Source organism: Sphingobacterium sp. JUb56 (genome assembly GCF_014191365.1).
In the GTDB taxonomy this organism is placed as follows: Bacteria; Bacteroidota; Bacteroidia; order Sphingobacteriales; family Sphingobacteriaceae; genus Sphingobacterium; species Sphingobacterium anhuiense.
Window position 1 is genome coordinate 1,292,379 of record NZ_JACHWL010000001.1, and the last position, 17,010, is coordinate 1,309,388.

Consider the following 17,010-nt stretch of genomic DNA (forward strand, 5'->3'; position numbering starts at 1 on the left):
TATTTTGTTTCTGAATTGAAGTTTTAGAGAACTTCACATCAGTATCCTATGGCTACAGGCCTTATTTTACATCAGTTTTAACAATTGGATGGTTCCGATTATGAAGTTTTTTGTTGCATTATATGAACTATAATGTAAGCGACTGTCATGTGAGCCAAACAAGTATTTTATGTCATTATGCCACTATCTAAAAGTCCTATGGGACTAGGTTATGTGCTCGGCTTGATCATTACATTGCAATTGATCAATAGTCGGACGCTATTTGCAGGAGTATATCCAGACCAGATTTTATTTAAACAGATTACGATTACTGGGGCCGTTGAGGATGCTAAGGGTAACCCAATTGCTCATGTGACTGTAGTCGAGGCGGGAACAGTTAATCGCACTCAAACGAACCAGTACGGTCAATTTTCATTAAAAACTAATAATAATACTGTCACATTGCAATTTTCTGCAGTTGGTTTTAAAAATAAGCTTATCCAAGTTAATGCAGGGCATAAAGTCTTGGTTACGCTAGAAGAGGAGTCGAGTATTATTGATGAAGTTGTGGTGACTGCATACGGCAGTGCCAATAAGCGTAATTTCACGGGCTCGTTACAGGAGATAAAAGCGGATAACTTAACGAAAACATCAGCGGCAAGTTTTGAGACTTCATTGCAGGGAAATGTGACAGGCCTTCTTGTTTATACTACCGGTCAACCTGGTGGTAAGTCGAGTGTTCAGATTAGGGGGATGGGTTCGATTAATGGAATTAGAGAACCTCTTTATGTATTGGATGGAGTTGTTATGAACAGTGATAACAATTCAAAAATAGGAGGTAACGGTGCCGTTAATCAAATTAATCCACTGACATCCATCAATTCAAATGATATTGAAAGTATTACTGTTTTGAAAGATGCGGCCGCTGCTTCTCTGTATGGTTCAAGAGCTGCAAATGGTGTTATCTTAATCACGACAAAAAAAGGACGTAAGGGGGAAACTATTCTCAGTGTACTTTCGCAAGGCGGAATACTTTCTAATCTAACTAAAGAGAAGACTATTTCAAATCAGGACTTTAAACAGCTTTGGCAAGTTGGTCAGGTGAATCAATATATTCAAAATAATGAAGGATCGGATTATACCCGTATTTATAACGATTCACAGTTGTTACAACATTATCAATCTTTGGCTCAAAAAGATTATTCTTCCGTTTATGGTCATGATGATGCGAATTCAAACTGGTTAGATGCCATTTACAGAACAGGAACTACACAACAGTATTCTATTGCTGCAAGTGGAGGGAATGAGTCGACTCTTTTTTACGCATCGGGTGAATATCTAAAACAAAATGGTACGATTATCAAATCTGACCTAGAACGAAAATCCGGTAGGTTGAATATGGAGAATAGGGCTAAATCATGGTTAAACTTAGGAGCAAATTTATCTGTCGCTCAATCAGACCGTAATAGCGGACAGTATGATTCAGAATACGTTGGCGGATTAAATCCTTTATTTATGGCTAGGGTCTTGCCGCAGGCAGCTTCTATATATGATAAAAACGGTTATCAGGGAATAGCAGACCTACCAAATCTCATTGAAAAAAATGCTAACCCTATCGGAGTGATTGAAGTGGGGAAATATGAAAATAAAGATTTGCGGTTAAGGGGGTCAGCCTTTGCAGAATTAGTATTACCTTATTCAATTAAATTTAAATCAACTTTAGGTATTGATCATCAAAGTCTGGAAGAGACTTTATATGATAATAAAGTATTTGGAGCTGGAGGAGGACAATGGAATGGAGCGCTTTATGTTGCTCAGGGACAGCGTTCTCAATTAATGACTTCTAATATATTGTCTTATCAAAATAGGATAAATAAGCATTCTTTTGATATTCTTGCTGGATTTGAGGCAGAGGAATCCAAAATGAAGTCCATTAATAATTCAGGATATGATATTTTGGATAATGAATTATTGTCTTCGAGCAGTATTGGAACATTGTGGTCATGGAATGGTCAATCGGATAACTATGCTTTGATTTCTTATTTCAGTCGTTTGAATTATAATTTATCCAATAAATATTTTATTTCTGGAAGTATACGAAGTGATGGCTCATCGCGATTTGGAAAAGATTCCCGTTGGGGTAATTTTTGGTCGGTTTCGGGAGCATGGTTAATCTCTGATGAGAATTTTATTAATCATAATAAAATTAATCTTTTAAAACTTAGAGGAAGTATGGGGACTAACGGAAATCTGCCGCCAGCTTCTTATGCTTCTTTAGGTTTTTTCACGACGGCAGGTAAGGCTTATGCTTCGGAATCGGGATTGTCTTATGGACAGTTAGCTAATCCGAATTTATCTTGGGAGCTAAGTAAAAATATTGATTTGGGTTTAGATGCGCGATTGTTTAATATTTTAGATATTACATTAGATTATTTTAATAAAAAAACGAGCAATTTATTGTTAAATATACCGGTTTCTTCAACTACAGGATTCACTAGCCAATTGCAAAATTATGGCGAAATGAAGAATTGGGGTTGGGAATTTAGTATGAAATACAGAGTAATTGACCATAAAGACTTGAAGTGGGATACACGTATTAATGGGACCATCCTCCATAATGAAATTACTAAGTTACCATCTGATCTTATTCCGACCTATAGTTCATCCAACGGTCAAAATCCCCTTATTACTAAAGTTGGCGAAAGCTTAAATTCATTTTATCTAAGAGATTATGCTGGAGTAAACCATGAAAATGGTTTGGCAAGCTACCATGTTCTTAATGATGGAAGAAGAACAGGCGAGCTGACGACAAATGCAGAGGAGGCCGGATTTGGAATTTTCGGAAACGCTGTACAAAAGGTTCAAGGAGGTTTTTTAAATCAATTTAATTTCAAAAAATTTAGTCTTGATGTATTGTTAAATTATGGAATTGGAGGCAAAGCTTATGATTGGACTGCATTTAAACGTGATGATGATGGTTTTTTACCACAGTTTACAAGCACAAAAGCTCAATTGAACCCTTGGACCCCACTTAATCCAGATTCAAAAGTACCGATACGCATTAACGGTAATAATACTTTTTCAAATGATGTGTCTACCAGACATCTATATAATGCCGATTATTTAAAGGTTAGAAATATACGGTTGAGCTATCATTTGGATAAATTTAGGTTTTTGCAAGGTGCTACCTGTTTTATTCAAGGCGATAATCTGCTTTTATGGACAAGATTAGACGATTTTGATCCTGAAGCAATTACTAATGGAGTCAATTTATTTCAAACGCCAACTTCGAGAAGTGTTTTAATAGGCGTTCAATTCAAATTATAAGATATCTTACATGAGAAATAAATACTATATAAGTGGAGCTTTTATGCTGATTTTGACAATCCTTATGGGGTGTCAGAAGGACTTATTAAATCAAAAGCCGGATCATGTCATATCAGAAGAACTGGTGATCAATTCGGTAGACAAGTTAAAACGCTTGCTCGCGGGATCATATAATGAAATTTCAAATGGTAATTATTTGGGAAGAGTGCTATATAAGCGATCTGCCGTAAAAAGTTCAGATTTTAGATTCGTACAAACCATATACAATCCAAGAAATTATGAACAGATCGAATATCGTTATGAAGAAAGTGGTAATAACAACGGTAGTGCGTCGATATTATGGTTGCAATGTTATAAAGTAATCGGCAACCTCAATCTTATTTTGGCTAATATAGATCGTGCTATTGGTGATGATGCACTTCGTGCACAAATTAAAGCTGAATCTTTGGCATTACGTGGAATGGTCTATTTTGATCTTTCCAGAACATTTGCATATCCATGGATAAAGGATAAAGGAAAGTCACAGGGGATTCCATTAAAGCTTACACCAAATGAGGTGGTTATTGAAAGAGGAACCCTGGCACAGACATACAATCAGATCTTGATGGATTTACAGATGGCTGAAACTTTGCTAAAGGAGAGTGTTCCCGCAGCAGGGAGTTCCAAGTATATTACTAAAGTTGGAGTACAGGCGCTTATGGCAAGAGTATATTTGTATCAAGAGAATTGGCAGATGGCACTTCATTATGCTCAAAAAGTAATGGAAGTTATACCTGAAGAAAAACTGATGGGATTGACGAATTATGTTTTTTCAGATTATACTTCTGAATCAATATTTGAGCTCAGTGTCACAAATGATAACTCGCCGGGGAGTAATGGTTTAGGTGCTCAATTTGATTTTAGAGCAGGGGGACAGGGAGATATTTTAGCGACACAGACTTTTATTGATTTACTGCGGGAATATGTTGCAGATCCACGTGCTAATCTACTATTGACTGATAAGGAAGGGACGAAGAATGCTTTTGTGAAATACATCAATAGAAGTGGTGGGTCTGGCTTAAGTATTCATAACATTCCTGTCATCAGGCTTTCAGAGATTGTGTTAATTGCTGCTGAGGCTTGTGCAAATGGGGCCACAGGAGGAGAAGAAGCTGCACTTCGTTATTTAAATATGTTGATTAAACGAAGAACTGGCGATTTTCAACGGGATAGGGCTACTGAAAGTGGTGTGGGGCTATTAAATAGAATTGCAAAGGAGAGACGGAAAGAATTAGCACTAGAGGGGCATGAAATCTATGATTTGATCAGAACTGGAACGGCTTTAGAAAGGAAGCTAACTGATCATATCAATACTGGACTTAATAGTAAAAATTTGAATATACCAGCTATATCTGTAAAAATGATCTATCCGATTCCGGCTAATGAAATTAGCGCTAGTGGAATGAAACAAACTATTGGTTACTAAAAGTTATTCTTATGAAAAATACAATTAAAATAATTGGATTGCTATATATGATACTATTGCTGTCTGCATGTGATAATAAGCTGAAAAAGGAAACTGATTTTCAGGAAATTCCATTTGAAGAAGGATCAAATGCTGTTCTGCCACATCTAACGTCTTATATGGGGCAATTATATTTATCTTGGGTAGATACAGTATCTAACTCGAATCCTAGCTTACGGTACAGTAAGCTTCAAAACGGGAAATGGCAACCACAGGTACTACTAGCTTCTGGTAAAAACTGGTTTGTGAATTGGGCCGATTATCCTATGATTACTATGCATAAAGGGAAGATATTGAGTCATTATCTACAACTCTCAACCACAGGTAAGATGGCTTATGATATTAAATTTAATGTTTCTGATCATCAAGGATCTACTTATTATAAATTGTTGCACAGTGACCATACGGCTACTGAACATGGATTTGTATCTATGATTCCTTATCGTGACAGTAGTTTTTTGGTTACTTGGTTAGATGGTCGAAATATGGTTACTGATGCTCATGCTCATGGACATCATAGTGGAACAATGAGTGTAAGGGTTGCGGAAGTAACAGCTCAGGGTGAAATACAAGATGAAACTATTGTTGATGACAGTGCATGTACTTGCTGTCAAACGACTACTAGCCTAACAGCAAATGGGCCGGTGGTACTGTATAGAGACTGTACTTCTGATAATATACGTGATATTGTTATTGTAAGAAAGGTGGGAAATGGGTGGACTAAACCGGTTCCTATTCATGCCGATAATTGGTTTATCCAGGGTTGTCCTGTGAATGGACCAAAATCAGCTGCTATTGGTAATACTTTAGCGGTTGCATGGTTTACTGCATCAGATGAAACTCCTCGTGTGCAACTGGTGTTTTCAGGTAATGGTGGAGAGCAGTTTATGGATCCTATATTGATCAGTAACAAGGGTGTACTTGGGCGTGTTGATGTAGCCCTTGTTGATACTGACCAAGCGATAGTAAGCTGGATGCAAACTGAAGGTGATTTAACTTATCTATATGCGATGCTCGTTAATAAAGATGGTACAAGCGGTCCGTTGAGAAAAGTTACACAACTTTCATCTAGTCGAAAGAGTGGTTTTCCTCAGATGGAGCTTGTAGGAGATCAGGTATATTTTGCATGGGTGGAATTACAAAATAATGATACGAAACTCAGAACGGTATCAAAACCTATAAATCAGTTTAAATAAGAGAAAGTGCTATATGTAACCTTAATTTATAAATAATGATAAAAAAAGCCGGATACAAAAATGTATTCGGCTTTTTTTGAAAAATGTAATATTATTATTTATCGTATCTTTTAGGATGATTATTTTCATCCATATCTGCCAAAAATAAATGATCTTTGTTTGGATGGATCTTAAGAAGATATTATTTAATTCTTATCTTTAAATAATAGTAATGTATATTGAATCAGTATTGATTACGATCAACCCAAACTAATTTATATTTTATGGACTACTCTCAATTGATAAAGGAAACGGCCGAATTTGTACATAAGTATATGGATGAACATGACCTTTCAAAATTCAGCTTCCATAATGATGCACATACGCAGGAGGTTGTGGATGCAGTTCAGAAAATGGCAAGTTATTATAATCTTGAAGAGCGCGACACCGCAATTGTAACGTTATCAGCCTATTTTCATGATCTTGGTTATTGTGTTCATGGCAAAGATAGTCATGAAGAGAGGAGTGCGGCCATTGCTTCAGATTTCCTTCATTCAAAAGATGTTAATGATAGTTTTATTCAGTCTGTGTCTGGCTGTATATTAGCGACAAAATTACCGCAATCACCAAAGAATCTATTGGAAGAAATTGTTTGTGATGCTGATTTATTTCACTTAGGCAGCGATCGCTTTGATGCCCGCAATAAATTGATGCGTCAAGAAGCGAAAGCTTGTGGATATGTAGTGAGTAAAGATGAGTGGCGAAAAAATACGATTAAATTAATGGAAGATCATCATTATCATACGGATTATGGTCGTAATTTACTAGAAAATAAAAAGCAGCAGAATATGACGGTTTTGAAACAAAAAGAAAATTCTGGAACTGCTGATCAAGAAAAAAAGAACGGGAGACCTGAAAGAGGGATTGAGACAATGTTTCGCATCACCTCGACTAATAATCAGCGTTTAAGTGATATGGCTGATAATAAATCCAATATCCTAATCACTGTTAATTCGATAATATTATCTGTTGTTATTGCGCTCCTATTACGTAAATTAGACAATAATGCTCATTTAATATTTCCTACATCAATTTTATTATTTACTAGTTTAGCAACTATGGTGATTGCTATTCTGGCAACGCGACCATCTGTTCCGGACGGAAAATACACCGATGAAGATTTGAAAAGTAAAAAAGTCAATTTGTTGTTTTTTGGTAACTTTTACAGAATGAATCTAGAGAGTTATAATAGCGGAATGAAACTTATGATGGAAGAGCGTGATTATCTGTATAGTACTTTAATAAAAGATGTCTATTCTCAGGGTGTTGTGTTGGGCAGAAAGTTCAAATTACTTCGATTAGCTTATAATATTTTTATGTACGGGTTGATTGTATCCGTATGTGCGTTTATTATTGTTGTATTGATTAATTCCTAATGTATGCTAAACATTGAAAGTGAAGAAGTGAGTACACGTCTTTATAATCGTGATTTGAGCTGGTTATCGTTTAATGAGCGTATTTTGAGAGAAGCAGGTAAAAAACAAGTTCCGCTATTAGAGAGAATTAATTTTTTAGCAATTTTCTCTTCAAATCTGGACGAATTTTATCGGGTTAGAATGCCCGTACTGCTTGCTTTGAAAAAGATTAAACATCAGGAAAACATAGATAATGACTCGCAAGACGTTAAAATCTATAAACAGGTCAAGTTACGCATAAAAAAACAGTTATCTCTTTTTGGAAGTATCTTGGTAAGTGAAATCATTCCTGCTTTAAAATCAGCTAACATTCATTTCATCTATAATGAAACAATCCCCGATACTATTGTTAACCAAACTAAAGATTATTTTTATGAACGGATTGCATCATACTTAGAAATATCTATTATCGAAGATGTCACTTTTTTTCCAAAAAACAATCAACTTTATTTTGTTTTTACTTTCAAAGAAGGGGAACTTGATAAGTTGGGAATGATTTCTATTCCGTCGGATCAAGTTCCCAGATTCTATTATGTTGCCACTGAAGATAAAAAGTATATTGTTTTTATTGACGATATTATTAGGCAAAACTTTCCAGATATTTTCAAAGATCACTTCATTACAGGTATGTATTCATTTAAGGTGACTCGTGATGCAGAGTTGGAGTTAAATAATGAATTTGAAGGCTCGTTGCTTCTGAAAATTGAAAAGCAGATCAGAAAAAGAGATTTTGGGCTAGCGACACGTTTACTCTATCAGCCAGATCTTCCAGATGATCTCTTAAGTGCATTGATTAAGTTGTTTAAACTTCGCAAATCTAGTTGTATAAAAGGAGGTAACTATCATAATCTAAAAGATTTTTTTTCTTTTCCGATTGATAAAAAAGAGTGGAAATATAGACCTCAACCTCCAATACCTTATCGGTTTAAATCTTCATTTTTATCTTTGTTAGATGAAATTAGTGTTGAAGACATCCTCGTTAATACTCCCTACGAGTCTTATGATGTGGTGCTTAGATTTTTTAATGAGGCAGCGGTTCGTCGAGATGTGGAAGAAATATATATATCCATGTATCGGGTAGCTAGTGATTCTAAAATTCTACATGCAGTATTAAATGCAGTCAAAAATGGAAAAAAAGTAACTGTTTTCGTGGAATTAAAAGCGAGATTTGATGAGGAAAATAATATTTATTGGGCAAAGAAATTAAAAGCAGCAGGTGTAAATGTACTATATAGTATTCCAAATTTAAAAGTGCATGCTAAAATTGCTTTAGTAAAAACAAAACAAGGTAATGCCGTCCAGTATTTTGGTTTACTTTCTACGGGCAATCTGAATGAAAAAACAGCCCATAGGTATGCTGATCATGTTTTATTGACTGCTCAGCAAGAAATCTTACAAGAAGTAATGGAGGTGTTTAATGTGTTAAAAAAAAGACGAGATCAAACTTCCTATTATAGTACCCATTTCAAGTATTTACTGGTGTCACAATATAATTTGGCAGCAGGTTTTATGCAGCTCATCGATCAGGAAATTGCATCTGCAAAGATGGGATTGCCAGCATGGATTATTATTAAGGTCAATAATTTAGAAGAAAAGGGCATGATCCAAAAGTTGTATGAGGCAAGTCAAGCTGGAGTGGTAATTCAATTAATAGTCAGGAGTATCTGTCGTCTAATACCGGGTGTTGCCGGTCTAAGTGAAAATATTAGCGTTAGACGTATTGTAGATAGATACTTAGAACATAGTAGAGTTTTTATATTTAACAATAATGGTCAAGAACAGGTGTATTTAGGATCGGCAGACTGGATGCACCGTAATATATACAATAGGATAGAAGTTTGTTTTCCGATTGTTAATAGACGATTAAAAAAGGAGATTCAAACAATTATTGCTATACAATTGGAAGACGATACGTCTGCTGAAGTTCTGGATGAACATATGGATTCCATCGAAAGATCTGTTGATAAAGGTATTCGCGCCCAAGAGTGTATTTATGATTATTGTAAACAACTAAATGAGCAAGGAAATGAATGGTAGAAAATTATTATTGATATGTATGCCTATTGCTAGTCTATTTTTCTTGACAGCATGTGCACAAACTACTCAAGTTTATAGGAGTCCAAAGGGCTATGATTTCAATAAAGGAGAAAAATTATTTTTACCAGATGCTCTTCATGAACTATCTGGAATAGCATTTCCTGCAGAAAGCTCCAAACATATCTTTGCAAACGAGGATGAAAATGGTCTGGTGTATTATTTTGCGCCAGGTGAACACCAGTACCAGCAGATCAAGTTTGCAAAGAAAGGTGACTACGAGGGAATTGCCATCAGTAATGGATATATTGTAGTGCTAGAAAGTAAAGGTACAGTCTATTCGTTTCCTTACAGTGATATACTTCAAAGGGAAGCTACAAATGTTAAAGTAGGAAAAGACCTGATTCCTAAAGCTGAATATGAATCACTAGCGGCCTCTCAATCAGACAGTTTATTGTATATTATATGTAAGAAATGTGCTGTTGATAAATTGTCTAGCACAGTTACTGGTTATGTATTGGGACTTTCTAAAGAGGGTGATTTTTTCAAAAAAGGGGAATTTAAAATTGATGAGAAACAAATTGACTTAATTAGTAGTTTAAAAGGAAAACAGTTTCGGCCATCAGCTTTGACTAAAAACAAGCGGACAAACGAGTGGTATATTTTGTCCTCGATTAATAAAATGTTAGTTGTTGCAAATGAAAAATGGGAGGTGGTTGGCGCATTTCCATTAGATCCGTCACTTTTTAATCAGCCTGAAGCTATTGCATTTGATGATTCGGGCAGTTTATATATTGGTAATGAGGGTGGAGATAAAGCAAATAAAGCAACATTATTAAAATTTAAATTGAATTAAAAGATGTTGAAATTTTTATGTGTTACACTTCTTTCATTTTTAATGACTGGGGTATTTGCACAAGATAGTGTAGTAAACCGAGTTATTTTTATTGGTGATGCCGGTGAGATTAATTTTAAACAGGAAACGATTATTCCACTTGCCGCCGCACTGGTTTTAAAAGGGAAGACAACTGTTATGTTTTTGGGGGATAATATCTACCCCAGTGGTATGGGGCTACCCGGTAGTAAGGAAGAATTGGAAACAGCATCGATCTTAAGGTCACAGTATGAACCTATGCGAGTCGCTGATGCACCGGTATATTTTATACCCGGCAATCATGATTGGGATAAGATGGGGAAACAGGGACTAGCAAAGATCAGAGCTCAAGGAAATTTTCTGGATGCACAACAAGATTCACTTTTGCAATTAGTTCCTAAAAATGGCTGTCCTGATCCGGTAGAAATTCCTATTTCAGATCATCTGGTTATTATTGCCTATGATAGTGAATGGTGGCTTTTTCCTCATGAAAAGATCGATACTAATATTAGATGTGGCTGTGATTCTGAAGTTAAAGTTATAGAAAAACTGAAGGAATTGGTTCATAAGAATAAAAATAAAACAATTTTGGTTGCTTCACATCATCCTTTCTATTCATACGGTGTTCATGCGGGTTACTATTCGTGGAAGGACCATATTTTTCCACTTACAATATTGAATAAAAATTTTTACCTTCCATTACCTGTAATTGGATCATTGTATCCATTAATGAGATCAACAGTGTTTTCAAATCCTGAAGATATGAATCATTCGGATTACAAACGTTTAAAACTACAAGTAAATGCGGTATTTGAGGGAGTTCCGAATTATGTTTACATATCTGGTCACGATCACGGCTTACAGTTTATAAAAAAAAGAGATCAATATCAAATTGTTAGCGGTTCTGGAGCAAAAAGCTCATCTATAAAAAGTAATAGTAACTTACTTTATAAAAATTCAATGCAGGGTTTTGTTACTGTGGATCTATTATTGGATAGAAGTACTCAGATTACTTATTATACTTACGATAATAAGGGTATTAAGGCAGATTATGCATACCGGATACCTTATAAAACAGAAATCACAAATAAATAACGAACTGAATCTACTCTGCATCACATTCCCATCTTAAATGTGATGGGTCGTGTTAGTAATTTAATTTTTTAATATGCAATCAGCATTATTTACTATAATAAATGAGGAGGAAGATCAATTTCCTGAAATTGAAACCCACCTTTCTTTTGACCCATTTTTGAATTATCTGAAAAGAAAAGGTGAAAATGAAATATCAATTAAAAAGAACTTTTTAGCTAGTGTATTAAAGGATTTTAATCAAGCATTTGCAAAATATGGTCCTTTGGATAAGCACAATATTCACCAATTTGAAAACGAATTTAGACTAATTCATGCATCTTTAAATCCAGTATTACAAGATGATGAGGACACTTATTGGGCATTGGGCTTTCCTTTAGGACAAAAAATATGTTTTGGAACAGATAAATTCTATGTTTTACTTGAACAGTATAGATGTGATAATCAACTTGCTTTAGCACATGATTCTGTTGGGTTTTCTGAGAAAATCCAGATGTTGTATTCATTTATATTAGAAAGGTTATATGGGATAAAATCTGCAAAGCATTTTGAGATAATTCATTCCTTTATCGATGCATTGACTGGACTACAAAAGTATTACCGGATCAATATCGATCATACTTTTGTAGATGTAAAAGTAATCGGAAATTTACCTGTTTTTGATCGGATAAAAGTAATTGATGAGTTTTCAAAAACATTAAATTTTGAGATAATAAAAACTTTGATTCCATTGAATAAAATCAAAATGGATGGTTTTTCTATTTTAACAGTTACTGATATTACTGAACAACAGGCGCTTGAAAATATAAAAAATATCATTATAAGGGGAATTGATGAAGCAGATTCTTATGGACACGTGATTATGGCTTTAAGAACATTAGCAGGAAATCCTGCTATTGAATTTTCTCTTTTACCTTTTTTTAAGTTGAATAACAAAGTCGTATTTGATTTTAAAGAAAAGAAAACGTCAGCTTTATTGGATTTATTAAAAATTAATAAAGGAAGTGAGCAACGTATTCAAGAGTTGCTGGATGAATTTATTAAGCAACCCCAAATTCTTGTTTTTAGTAAAGATTTTCCTATTGAAGATAAAACTATGTCGTTCCTTTGGGAACGACTGAAAGATCTGGGCATCGTCAACTATGCATTGATTCCCATAGCCCATAATAAAGAGATCGTAGGTGTTATCGAAGTCTTTACAAAAACAGATGCAGTTCTTGATGAACAGATTTTGGCTCGAATATTTAGTGCAAGTACCTTACTAGCACAGTTGCTAAAAGATGAAATTGTTGAGTTTCAGACAAAAATAAACGAGGTTATAAAGGAAAAATTTACATCTCTTCAATCAGCAGTACAGTGGAAGTTTAATCAAGAGGCTTGGGAATATTTACAAAGAATAGAACAAGATAAACCTAAACCTATTGTTGGTGATATTAAATTTGAACAAATATATCCGTTGTACGGTGCCATCGATATTCGAAATTCAACTATTGAAAGAAATAAGGCGGCTTTTCAGGACATGATTGTTCAATTAGAATTATTGGAGAATGTCTTAATTCAATTGAAACACTTAAATAGTATTGTTATTCTTGATGAAATGATTTTCAACTGCCGAAGATGGTTACAGGAAATTAATGAAGAATTAATGGATAGTATGCAGATTCAGCTTAATGACTTTTTTAATCAAAATGTGGCTGAAGTTCTCACTTATTTTAAGGAGAATTTAAAAGAATCTCATCCGATTATTGCCGCATATGAAAATGCTATCCATCCTTTAAATGGGGTTGTTTATAAAAATCGTAATGTTTTAGAAAAATCGATACGTTTAATTAATAGTGGAATAAGTGGTTATCTGGAGTTATTTGAAAAGGAATTGCAAAATTCTTACCCTTGTTATTTTGAAAAATTTAGATCAGATGGTATTGAATATGATATTTACATAGGCCAATCTATCGCTCCAGACAAAAAGTTCAATGAGATATACTTAAAAAATATCCGACTTTGGCAATTGACGTCAATGGCGGCGATTGCAAAAATTACACATAGTCTGTTGGATCAAATGGAGAAACGTTTACTAACAACGCAGCTTATTTTTGTTAATGCTACGTTGATCGATATTAATTTTAGAACAGATGAACACCGATTTGATGTAGAGGGAGCTTATAATATTCGCTATCAGATTATAAAAAAGAGAATCGATAAAGTGACTATTAAAGGTTCGAACGAACGCCTTACTCAGCCGGGTAAAATTGCTATTGTCTATTTTACAAAGCGTGAGGAAAAGGAATATTTAGGATATATTCAATATCTACAAAAGAGCGGATCTTTATTAGATGATCTAGAAGAATTGGAATTGGAAGAATTACAGGGTGTTAAAGGATTGCAAGCGTTGAGAATAGGAATTAATTTAGCCTAAAGTAGCATACTCAACGTATCAAACAAATGATCTAAATCAATTTTTAGATTTTTAGTAATCCTTATTTTTGCAATTATTAGATATCTACCTAATTAATTAAAATAACAGTTTATGGCAACATACAAATGGTCAATAGACCCAAGTCATAGTGAAGTCGCTTTTAAAGTGAAACACTTAATGATTACAACGATAACAGGTTATTTTGGGAAGTTCACACTTGATCTTGAAACTACTTCTAATGATTTTAATACCGCTAAGAATATAGCATTTAAAGCGGAGATAAATTCTATCAATACCAATGATACACAAAGAGACGAACATTTGAAGTCAGCTGATTTTTTTAATGCTGAAGCCTACCGTTATTTAGAATTTACTGGTGTTAAATATGTAGGAATAGGGGATGAAGCGCAACTAACCGGAAATTTGACAATAGGAAATATTACCAAAGCTATTACATTACAAGTTTTGTTTGGCGGGATTGTGGTCGATAGTTATGGCCAAACAAAAGCAGGCTTTTCTTTAAGCGGGCAACTTAGTCGTAAGGAATTTGGTTTAACATGGGATGCTGTTACAGAAGCTGGTAATATTGTGGTTAGTGATGAAGTACGAATTAGTGCTGAAGTTCAAGTGATTAAAAAAGATATAATACTCTAGATTTTGGATCATGATAAAGATATATCATAACAAATTGTGTAGTAAAAGCTGTGCTGTATTAGATTTATTGAAATCGAAAGATGTAGATTTATCAATACGGGAGTATCTTCAAGATGTTCCTAGTAAAGATGAATTGCTTGAGCTGGTCACTTTACTTCAATTAAAACCTCTTGAGCTGATACGACGTAATGAATCAATTTTTCAAGAAAAGTTTAAAAATCTTGTTCTTTCGGATGAAGAATGGATCTCCGTTATGTTGGAGTATCCTATTCTAATTGAGCGTCCTATTGTTTTAAAAGATGGTAAGGCCGTTATCGGTCGACCGATTGATAAAGTAATAACACTAATATCAGAAAGTTAACATTATTTGTTATGAAAAGTATCTAGATAGGATTGCATACTTTATTTTTTTTAATATTGGGTATCTAAATAGAAATCCAGTCGGAACTTTGGGAAGGTGTTAAAAAATCAGTGCGTGGTGGAAGATTTAGGTATGGATAGTTAACTTTGGATAGATACAAACCTATTGGATGGGCCGGTCTCAATATTTTGGGAAGTTCTAATGTAATTAAATGATTTTCAAATTCATCAATACTTAGTTCCCCATTACCTATTTTTAAAAGTTTACCGGTTAGAATTCTGATCATCTTACCTAAAAATCTATTACTGGAAATATTAAACCGAATTCTATCACCTTTTGTATTGACAAATATTCCTGCAGCTGTTACGTGGCAGATTGTATGTTCATTTTTATCAGGATGTGTGCAAAAGGGACGAAAATCCTTATATTTTAAGAGCAATTTTGCAGCTTCACTCATTTTGTCTAAATTTAATTTGGGATATAAGTATAATGAGCTTTGATTGCTTAAGAAAGGATCTTTGTACGTGTGAATAAAGTAATCATATTCTCTATGCACTGCATCAAAACGAGCATGCGGCTTACCTTCCATTTTTATTATATCGTAAATGGCGATGTTATCAGGAAGAGCCTTATTGAGTCGAAATAATAAGTCGAAATCATATTCTTTCTCAATATCCGCATGAAAAAAGTACTGACTAGCGTGGACTTGAGCATCTGTACGGCCACAACCAAATATGGTGGTTGGTACTTTTAATACTTTATGGAGTGTATTTTCCAAAACTTCTTGTACGCTTTCTACATCAGGTTGTCTTTGCCAACCATTATAATTCTGACCCTGATAGGCGATATGGAAAAAATATCTCAATTTACCTTTTTAATTTAATGCAATTTTACAAAAAAATGCTAGCTTATTTTTATAAAAAACTTATTACCTTCATAATATTTTAAATTGACTATTCCTTATTCATTTTTGCGATTTTAATATGTGCAATATGATGCTCACAATGCCAAGCGTACAGTCCAATATTTGTTTTAATATTAATGAGTTCGTTCGAATCAGGATGTCTAAATTGTCTGGCCATATCCGAAGGTGTCATATTTTGTAGTAAAACTACCCAGCGGTAATGTAGAGCTTCTAGCATATTTATAGAAGAATTAATAGCAAGTTCTTTTGAGTCAATAAGTTCTGCCCAAAGATCTTCAGCATATGGTTTTATAACGGGTATATCTTCTGTCAAAGCTAGTTTAAATCTGATTAAACTATTCATGTGGCTGTCAGCACAATGATGTATTATTTGTCTTATTGACCAACCATTAGGTCTATAGGTTTTTTGTAATGCTTCTTCCGATAATTCTTGAACTTCTTTTTTTAGAAGATCTGGGAAAGATTGTATAATTCCAATCCATTTTGTTATCGTTCCATTATCTATTGTATTTGGCGCAATAAATTTACCAATTGGAAACTTCAGTTTATCGATATTAGATTTCATATCTATGTATAAGTTCTTATGTTTTTAACGTCATTCTCCAGCTTCCTGAAAAGATCACTTATTTCTTTTATTTCGAATTACGTATGTATTAATACGGCTCTTAATTCCTTTACAGCGATAAATCATTGTTTTAATAATACGATTAATAATGCGATAGCAAAAATAACCGATTACAGATACAGTTAAGATTATTATTGTATTATCAACCCATTTTGGCAATAGATGATTTAGCAAAAAATATCCCATGAAGATCAGGTATGCTACTAAATAAAGTATGATGTAAAAGCTCTTTTTCCAACCAAACCAAGCTGAGAGATATAAATAGCTACTGATTAATCCAATACATGGTAATATGTAAACAAGGTTTGTATCAGCTAACTTATCATCAAAAGGAGCATAGAAGAATCTACTGATCAGGATGATTATAGCTAAATTAAAAATAAATTTAAGGATCCAGTGGATATTATATATGTACATAAGTTTTATATAATTATTAAAGACAATTGCCAGGTTTTCAACGTATTTTACTATAAACTATGGGAACAGACCAATAATTGAAAACCGAAAAAATTAAAATTAGCAAATTTCGGTTCGAAAAACTAATTATAAATATGAAACAACTTGCGTAA

12 protein-coding genes are annotated in these 17,010 nt (G+C 34.0%); 10 read left to right on the forward strand and 2 right to left on the reverse strand.

Translation table 11 applies throughout. From position 1 onward, the window contains the following. Positions 1 to 177: 177 nt before the first annotated feature. From FHR29_RS05190 to FHR29_RS05235, 10 genes are all read left to right on the forward strand, one after another. Positions 178 to 3,306, forward strand: a complete 3,129-nt coding sequence (locus FHR29_RS05190; protein WP_183912883.1) for a SusC/RagA family TonB-linked outer membrane protein — start codon at positions 178 to 180, stop codon at positions 3,304 to 3,306. A gap of 10 nt (positions 3,307 to 3,316) precedes the next feature. After that, positions 3,317 to 4,771, forward strand: coding sequence for a RagB/SusD family nutrient uptake outer membrane protein (locus FHR29_RS05195; RefSeq protein ID WP_183912885.1), 1,455 nt, complete (start codon positions 3,317 to 3,319; stop codon positions 4,769 to 4,771). A gap of 11 nt (positions 4,772 to 4,782) precedes the next feature. Continuing rightward, positions 4,783 to 6,006 carry a hypothetical protein gene (locus tag FHR29_RS05200; RefSeq protein ID WP_183912887.1) on the forward strand — a complete coding sequence of 408 codons (1,224 nt, stop codon included), beginning with the start codon at positions 4,783 to 4,785 and terminating at the stop codon, positions 6,004 to 6,006. A 263-nt stretch (positions 6,007 to 6,269) separates the two neighbouring features. Beyond that, positions 6,270 to 7,421: a Pycsar system effector family protein gene (locus FHR29_RS05205; protein ID WP_183912889.1), complete on the forward strand. Its 1,152-nt coding sequence runs from the start codon at positions 6,270 to 6,272 to the stop codon at positions 7,419 to 7,421. Positions 7,422 to 7,424: 3 nt separating this feature from the next. Further along, a complete protein-coding gene (ppk1, locus tag FHR29_RS05210) occupies positions 7,425 to 9,497 on the forward strand; it encodes a polyphosphate kinase 1 (RefSeq protein ID WP_183912891.1) in 2,073 nt (690 codons plus the stop codon). Further along, the gene (locus tag FHR29_RS05215; RefSeq protein WP_183912893.1) at positions 9,487 to 10,350 is read left to right on the forward strand and encodes an SdiA-regulated domain-containing protein; all 864 of its coding nucleotides are present in this window, start codon (positions 9,487 to 9,489) and stop codon (positions 10,348 to 10,350) included. The genes ppk1 and FHR29_RS05215 overlap by 11 nt, the downstream gene beginning before the upstream one ends. Before the next feature lie 3 nt (positions 10,351 to 10,353). Next, positions 10,354 to 11,463, forward strand: a complete 1,110-nt coding sequence (locus FHR29_RS05220; RefSeq protein ID WP_183912895.1) for a metallophosphoesterase — start codon at positions 10,354 to 10,356, stop codon at positions 11,461 to 11,463. Between the two features lie 73 nt (positions 11,464 to 11,536). After that, positions 11,537 to 13,876 (forward strand): GAF domain-containing protein, encoded by a 2,340-nt coding sequence (locus FHR29_RS05225; RefSeq protein ID WP_183912897.1) that lies wholly within the window; start codon positions 11,537 to 11,539, stop codon positions 13,874 to 13,876. Between the two features lie 111 nt (positions 13,877 to 13,987). Next, positions 13,988 to 14,530, forward strand: a complete 543-nt coding sequence (locus FHR29_RS05230; RefSeq protein ID WP_183912899.1) for a YceI family protein — start codon at positions 13,988 to 13,990, stop codon at positions 14,528 to 14,530. A 10-nt stretch (positions 14,531 to 14,540) separates the two neighbouring features. Then, a complete protein-coding gene (locus tag FHR29_RS05235) occupies positions 14,541 to 14,891 on the forward strand; it encodes an ArsC/Spx/MgsR family protein (RefSeq protein ID WP_132839693.1) in 351 nt (116 codons plus the stop codon). A gap of 64 nt (positions 14,892 to 14,955) precedes the next feature. Here the strand turns inward: FHR29_RS05235 and truA are convergent, their stop codons facing one another. Beyond that, the gene (gene truA / locus FHR29_RS05240; protein WP_132768392.1) at positions 14,956 to 15,756 is read right to left on the reverse strand and encodes a tRNA pseudouridine(38-40) synthase TruA; all 801 of its coding nucleotides are present in this window, start codon (positions 15,754 to 15,756) and stop codon (positions 14,956 to 14,958) included. Positions 15,757 to 15,844: 88 nt separating this feature from the next. Continuing rightward, on the reverse strand, positions 15,845 to 16,381 hold the full coding sequence (locus FHR29_RS05245; protein ID WP_183912901.1) for a YfiT family bacillithiol transferase: 537 nt from the start codon (positions 16,379 to 16,381) through the stop codon (positions 15,845 to 15,847). Between the last annotated feature and the right edge of the window lie 629 nt (positions 16,382 to 17,010).